This window comes from Mesorhizobium sp. M1A.F.Ca.IN.020.06.1.1 (genome assembly GCF_004023265.1).
Classification (GTDB): Bacteria; Pseudomonadota; Alphaproteobacteria; order Rhizobiales; family Rhizobiaceae; genus Mesorhizobium.
Genome location: NZ_RZSR01001041.1, coordinates 1 through 2,005 on the forward strand (window position 1 = coordinate 1; position 2,005 = coordinate 2,005).

Annotated in this window: 1 protein-coding gene and 1 pseudogene; both read left to right on the forward strand. The window is 65.5% G+C overall.

The window, feature by feature from the left end; genetic code table 11:
• Positions 1–1,239: molybdopterin cofactor-binding domain-containing protein (locus tag EOA60_RS30660; protein ID WP_164899675.1), on the forward strand; the 1,239-nt coding region annotated here is incomplete at its 5' end.
• Positions 1,236–2,005 (forward strand): annotated as a pseudogene (locus EOA60_RS30665) (6-hydroxynicotinate reductase); the annotation flags it as partial. The gene EOA60_RS30660 and the pseudogene EOA60_RS30665, both read left to right, overlap by 4 nt.

The following is a 2,005-nucleotide window of genomic DNA, read 5'->3' on the forward strand; positions in this document are numbered from 1 at the left end:
ATCCATACCAACGGCCCGATCGCCGGCGCCTTCCGCGGCTTCGGCGTGCCGCAGGCAACCATTATGCAGGAAACGCTCTACGACGCGCTCGCTGGCAAGCTTGGCATGGATCGCCTCGATTTCCGGCTGAAGAACTGCCTTCGAAACGGCTGCGAAACGGTCACGGGCCAACGGCTGGAGTCGGGCGTCGGCATCAGTGAATGCCTGGAGAGGCTTCAGCAGCATTGGGCGCGCGCGCTTGGCGATGCGGAAGCCTTCAACGCCATCAACACGGCAAGCAAGCGCGGCGTCGGCGTCGCCTCCTGCTGGTATGGCTGCGGCAACACCTCGCTGCCCAATCCTTCGACGATCAAGGTCGGCGTCTCGGCCTCCGGAGATGTCGTGCTGCACCAGGGCGCCGTCGACATCGGCCAAGGCTCCAACACGGTCATCAGCCAGATCTGCGCCGACGCGCTCGGCCTGCCGCTGGACAAGTTCAGGCTGAAGAGCGCCGACACCGCCATCACGCCCGACGCCGGCAAGACATCCGCCTCGCGCCAGACTTTTGTCACCGGCAAGGCGGCGGAGAAGGCGGGCCGCGCGCTGCGCGAAAAGATCCTGCGTTTCGCCAATGTGTCCGATCAAGCAACGATCGCGCTCGACGGCGCAAGCATCTCCATCCGCGAGGTGGATGCGACGCGACGCATCGATCTGCGTACACTGAAGATCGATGCCGATGGCTTGGTGTTCGTCGCGGAAGAGACCTACGATCCGCCCACGCTGCCGCTCGACGCCAAGGGCCAGGGCAAGCCCTACGCCGTCTATGGTTATGGCGCCCAGATCGCCGAGCTTGAGGTCGATCTCAAGCTGGGCACGGTGAAGCTGCTCAAGATCACCGCCGCGCATGATGTCGGCAAGGCCATCAACCCGGTACTGGTCGAGGGGCAGATCGAGGGCGGCATCGCGCAAGGCATCGGCATGGCACTGATGGAGGAATATATCCCCGGCCGCACCGAGAACCTGCACGACTACCTCATCCCGACCATCGGCGACGTGCCGCCGGTCGAGCACATATTGGTGGAAGTTCCGGACCCGGAAGGACCTTTCGGCGCCAAGGGTTTGGGGGAGCATGTGCTGATCCCGACCGCGCCGGCGATCCTCAACGCCATCCGACATGCCACCGGCGTGCTGGTCACCAAAGTGCCGGCGACGCCGAGCCGCATCCTGGCGGCGATCCGCGAAAAGGAGGCGCGCCGATGAGCGAGCTTGCCGAACGTTTCGAAACCCACGATCCCGGTGAGAAGCAGGTGGCGGAGAAGATCCGCTGCGATGCCTGTCCGGTGATGTGCTACATCGCCGACGGCCGCACCGGCGCCTGCGACCGCTACGGCAATGTCGGCGGGCGCATCGTGCGCATGGATCCGCTGACCATCCTCGACCACGCGGCCGAGACCGGCGGCGCGGTCGTGCCATTCGTCGCCGAGGGCGAGGAGTGGGGTGGTGAGCTGGTCAACACCGGCCGCCGCTTCGTCACCGCGATCGGGGCCGGCACCACCTACCCGGATTACAAGCCCGCACCTTTCATCGTCAGCCAGGAGGTCGAGGGCGTCGATCTCGTCACCGTCGTCACCGAGGGCATCTTCTCCTATTGCGGCGTCAAGGTGAAGATCGATACGGACCGCCACATCGGCGACGAGACGGCGACCGTGCGCTCGGAAGGCGAGGCGATCGGCCACGTCACCACTGGCGAATATGGCTCGCAGATGCTGTCGCTTGGCGGCGTGCATCACTTGACCGGCGGCTCCAAGGCTGAAGGCCGCGCGACTTGCGACGCGCTTCTCAACCTCTGCAACAGGAAGCCGGTCGAGCTCACCATCGACGGCGGTGCGACGGTCATTGTCGAGGCTGGCAAGGCGCCGGTCATCGACGGCAAGATCGAGCATCGCATGCGCGTCGGCTGCGGCTCGGCCACCATCGGCATGTTCGCCACGCAATGGCGCGGGCTCGTCGACGAGGTTGTGGTGGT